At 63.7% G+C, this 5,017-nt stretch carries 3 protein-coding genes; all 3 read left to right on the top strand.

Annotation, left to right across the window (positions count from 1 at the left end; translation table 11 throughout):
- Nucleotides 1-283 precede the first annotated feature (283 nt).
- Nucleotides 284-2,248 (top strand): class I SAM-dependent DNA methyltransferase, encoded by a 1,965-nt coding sequence (locus KZA10_RS07865; protein WP_308289616.1) that lies wholly within the window; start codon nucleotides 284-286, stop codon nucleotides 2,246-2,248.
- Nucleotides 2,249-2,349: 101 nt separating this feature from the next.
- Complete coding sequence (locus KZA10_RS07860; protein WP_218682587.1) at nucleotides 2,350-3,516, top strand: hypothetical protein; 1,167 nt, start codon at nucleotides 2,350-2,352, stop codon at nucleotides 3,514-3,516.
- A gap of 56 nt (nucleotides 3,517-3,572) precedes the next feature.
- On the top strand, nucleotides 3,573-5,017 hold a 1,445-nt coding region (locus tag KZA10_RS07855), incomplete at its 3' end, for a type I restriction endonuclease (protein ID WP_218682586.1).

Below are 5,017 nucleotides of genomic sequence, written 5' to 3'. Positions count from 1 at the left end.
GCATCGCGCCCGACAACAGCAATCATCTATGCCAAGGACCCGGATATTACGCGATGACGAAGGCGTCGCCCTGGATCCTTCCCCCTGGCCGGAAGCTCGGCGGCTGGAGATGCTTGCGCGGCGAATTGGAAAACGTGAAGAGGTGCAGGTAGTTGATCTCCCCCGCCCCAACGCGCGACGCCCGTCGACGCCCGCGACGACGGTGAGCGGGAACCACACGCCGCCGAACACTTGAGCGCGATCTAGACTTCAAACGAGATTGATCGAGGAGTACAAAACCACTGTGAGCAACAACCACGCCACGTTCATCTGGTCGATCGCAGACCTGCTGCGGGGGAGCTTCAAGGCTCATCAGTACGGCGACATCATCCTGCCTTTCACGGTGTTGCGGCGCCTGGATGCGGTGCTCGCGCCGACGAAGCAGGCCGTATTCGCCGCGGTCGAGCGGGCGGCGGCCGACAGCATCCCCGTGCGTGCGTCGTTGCTGCGCACCCGGGCCGGACACGAGTATTCGTTCTGGAACGAGTCGCGGTTCGATCTGAAGACCGCGCTCGGTGATTCGGGGAACCTGGCGGCGAATCTCTCCGACTATGTCACCGGCTTCTCGGAGAACGTGAAAGACATCTTCGACAAGTACAAGATCTCGGACCGCATCGCCGAGCTCGATGAGCACGACCTGCTCTTCCACGTGACGCAGCGGTTCGCTGCCGTCGATCTATCGCCGGCGACCGTTCCGAACGAAGAGATGGGGCACATCTTCGAGGAGCTGATCCGCAAGTTCGCGGAGGCCTCGAACGAGACCGCGGGTGAGCACTTCACCCCGCGTGATGTCATCGAGCTGATGGTCGACATCCTGCTCGCGCCCGAGTCCGACACGCTCGCAAAAGCCAACGTCGTCCGCTCGGTCTACGACCCGACCGCGGGCACCGGCGGCATGCTGTCCGTCGCCGAAGACCACATCCGAAGCGCGAACCCGACCGCGACGCTGACTCTCGCGGGCCAGGAGATCAACCCGCAGTCATACGCGATCTGTAAGGCCGACATGACGGTGAAGGGCCAGTCGGTCGACGCCATCTTCTTCGGCGATACCCTCATCAACGACGGTCATGCCGGCGCCACCTTCAGCTACGGCCTGTCTAACCCGCCGTTCGGCGTCGATTGGAAGAAGCAGCAGAAGGCCGTCACCGAGGAGCACACCCAGCGCGGCTATGCGGGGCGCTTCGGCCCGGGCCTGCCCCGAGTCTCGGACGGGTCGATGCTCTTCCTGATGCACCTCATCTCAAAGATGCGCACCGCCGAAGACGGCGGCGGCCGCGCCGCGATCGTCCTCAACGGCAGCCCGCTCTTCACCGGCGGCTCCGGGTCTGGTGAATCGAACATTCGCAAGTGGGTGCTCGAACGCGATCTGCTTGAGGCGATCATCGCGCTGCCGACCGACATGTTCTACAACACGGGCATCGCGACCTACATCTGGGTGCTCTCTACGAAGAAGAGCGCGGAGCGCGTCGGCCGCGTGCAGCTCGTCGACGGCACAAAGCTCTTCCGCAAGATGCGCAAGGGCCTTGGCTCGAAGCGGAACGAGCTCGGACCCGACGACATCGCCACGCTCGTGAAGCTCTACGAAGGCGAAGAGGATGACCTCCGCTCGAAGACCTTCGCGAATGAGGACTTCTTCTACCGCACCATCACCGTCGAACGCCCCCTGCGCCTGAACTGGGCGCTCACCACCGAGCGCCTCACGAGCGCAAGTGACGCGAAGCCGCTGGCGAAGGTAGACCTTGCGCCTCTCGTCGCGGTCGTTGAGCAGGCGGCATCGGCCACCGAGGGTGATGAGGAGCCCATCACCGATCTGCCCGCGTTCCGCAAGGTTCTCGCCGTTCGCCTCGCGGATGCCGGTGTGAACCTCACCCCACCACAGCTGAAGGCTCTCATCGCTGCACTGTCAGAGCGCGACGAGAACGCGCCCATCGTGCTCGACGCGAAGAAGCGCCCCGAACCAGATGCGACCCTCCGCGATACCGAGAACGTGCCGTGGAACGAAGACATCCACGAGTACTTCGCGCGTGAGGTGACCCCATTCGCCCCGGATGCCTGGATCGACGAGTCGAAGACGAAGGACGGATGCGAGATCCCCTTCACCCGACACTTCTACCAGTACGTGCCCCCGCGCTCCCTCGCCGAGATCGACGCTGATCTGGACATCGTGCTCGGGCGGATTCGGGCACGCCTCGCGGCGGTGAAGGCATGACAGTTATCCCAATGTGGGCCACTTTTCGCCCCGTAGACCTTCGGGCAGGTTCTCGGTCCGCGGAATTACCGCTGCTTTCAGTGTCCCAGTACCGGGGCGTCGTGCCCCGCTCCGAACTCGATGACGCGGAGCCGCGCGCGGCTGACTTGGGAATCTACAAGACGTGTCGCCCCGGTGACCTTGTTCTCAATCGCATGAGCGCCTACAAAGGAGCGGTTGGAGTTGCTTCAGTCGCCGGCCTCGTTAGTCCGGACTACCTCGTCATGCGAGCGACCGATCTCGCCTCTCCCAAGTTCCTTGTCTATCTGATCAAGACAAGCTGGTTCGTTGGGCAAATAACGAAGCTCCTGCGCGGCATCGGTTCGTTGGACGGATCCAATGTGCGCACTCCGCGCATCGGCCTCGATGAACTGGGCTCGATTAAGGTCGACATTCCCGAACGCGATTCACAAGACGACATCGTCGATTTTCTGGATCGGGAGACGGCGGAGATCGACGCGTTCATCGCGGATCAAGAAGAGCTCATCGGGTTGCTCATTGAGCGCCGCGCCGCGACCATCACCCATGCCGTGACCAGGGGCCTCGACCCCTCCGCCCCGATGAAGGACAGTGGCATCGAGTGGCTCGGCGAGGTGCCGGCGCACTGGGCTGTCGGACGCATTGGATCTTCGGTAGCTTCAACGAAGAACGGTGTCTGGGGCGATGAGCCTGGCAGCGACGACGATATTCGCTGCGTTCGTGTCGCGGACTTTGACCGGCCATTGCAACGAGTTCATGACCGCGCCGTCACGTACCGGGCCATCACGACATCGGAGCGAGAGGGGCGTGTGCTCAGGAAGGGGGACCTTCTCCTAGAGAAAAGCGGTGGGGGAGAGAAGTCGCCAGTTGGATTTGTGGTTCTCTATGACCGAGACGAACCGGCGGTGGCGTCGAACTTCGTAGCCCGTGTTCAACTCCGCGCCGGAATGGACCCGCATTACTGGACCTACGTTCACGGCTCGAACTACGGCCGACGCCTCACAGCGCGCTCTGTGAAGCAGTCGACGGGGATTCAGAATCTAGACCAGTCGAGCTACTTCAGCGAAGCGGCTCCACTGCCGCCCAGTGGCGAGCAATCCCTTATCGCCGACTACCTTGATCACGAAACCGCCGAAATCGACGCAACCATCGCCGACGCGCGCGAAGCCATCGCGCTGTCGAAGGAGCGGCGGGCGGCGCTGATCTCCGCCGCGGTCACCGGCAAGATCGACGTGCGCGGCCTCGCATAACGCACGTCACGGCGTCGTCTTCGACAATCCTCGCCGCCGACTGCCAGAGTGAAGGTGTGGCGATACAGCACGAGGAAGCATTCGAGACCGAGCTCTGCGAGCACCTGGCGGCGCACGGATGGGAGTATTCACCGACCGCCGAAGGATACGACCGTGAGCGGGCGCTGTTCCCTAGCGACGTGTTCGCGTGGCTCGAGGCGACGCAGCCGGAGCAGCTCGAGAAGCTAGTGAAGCCGGGAGCATCCGAAGCATCCCGCGAACTCGGCCGCAAGCAGATCCTCGATCGCCTGGTGGCGGCGCAGGCAAACGACACCATGAACGGCGGCGGCACGCTCGGCGTGCTGAGGTCGTCGGTGGGGGCGTTGAACGCGAAGTTCTCGCTGTTCCAGGCGCGTCCGGCGACATCGCTGAACCCGACGACGGTCGAGCGATTCGCGGCGAACCGGTTGCGGGTCATGCGGCAGGTGACGTACTCGACGAAGCACACGAACCGCATCGACCTGGTGCTGTTCGTCAACGGTCTGCCCGTCGCGACCATCGAGCTGAAGACCGACCTCACACAGAGCCTCGCCGCAGGGCTGAAGCAGTACGCACAAGACCGTAAGCCCGAAGGCGAACCGCTGCTGTCGTTCGGGCGTGGTGCCTTGGTGCATTTCGTCGTCACGAACGAAGAGGTGCACATGACGACCAAGCTCGACGGGCCGAACACACGCTTCCTACCCTTCAACCGGGGTAAGAACAACGGTGCCGGCAACGCCGCGATGCCGGGCACGAGCCCTACCGCGTACTTCTGGCAAGAGACCCTCGAACGCGGAACATGGCTCGACCTCGTCGGTCGGTTCCTGCACTACCGGTTCACCGAGAAGACCGATCCCATCGACGGCAGAAAGACCTACGACAAGGCACTGCGGTGTCCGCGGTATCACCAGTGGCGGGCGGTGTCGAAGCTCGAAAGCGCGGTGCTCGCCGAAGGCCCCGGCCACAACTACCTGATCCAGCACTCCGCGGGCTCCGGCAAGACCGACTCCATCGCGTGGGCCGCGCACCGGATGGCGCAGCTGCACAACGCCGACGGGCAGAAAGTATTCGACGGAGTGATCGTCGTCTCCGACCGCCAGGTGCTCGACGGGCAGTTGCAGCGTGCGGTCGAACAGCTCGAGACGACCTCAGGGGTGTTCCAACCCATCACGCGTGGCGGCGATGCATCGAAGTCGGCGCAGCTCGCTGAGGCACTGCTAGCCGGCAAGCAGATCATCGGCGTGACGCTGCAGACCTTCCCGCATGCGCTCGACACCATCGAGGAGCACACCGGACTCGCCGGTCGCCGCTATGCGGTCATCGCCGACGAAGCGCATTCGTCGCAGAGCGGCGAGGCCGCGGCATCCCTCAAGCAGGTGCTCACGGCCAGCGCATCGGACGCCGATAGCGACACCGTCGACGCCGAAGACGTGCTCGCCGACGTCATGGCACGGAACGTCGGGGTCGGCACGATCTCGTTCCT

Origin of the sequence: Microbacterium sp. BF1 (genome assembly GCF_019279095.1) — a bacterium.
In the GTDB taxonomy this organism is placed as follows: Bacteria; Actinomycetota; Actinomycetes; order Actinomycetales; family Microbacteriaceae; genus Microbacterium; species Microbacterium maritypicum.
The sequence above is the reverse complement of the archived record's forward strand: the minus strand, read 5'-3'. Positions and strand labels throughout refer to the sequence as shown.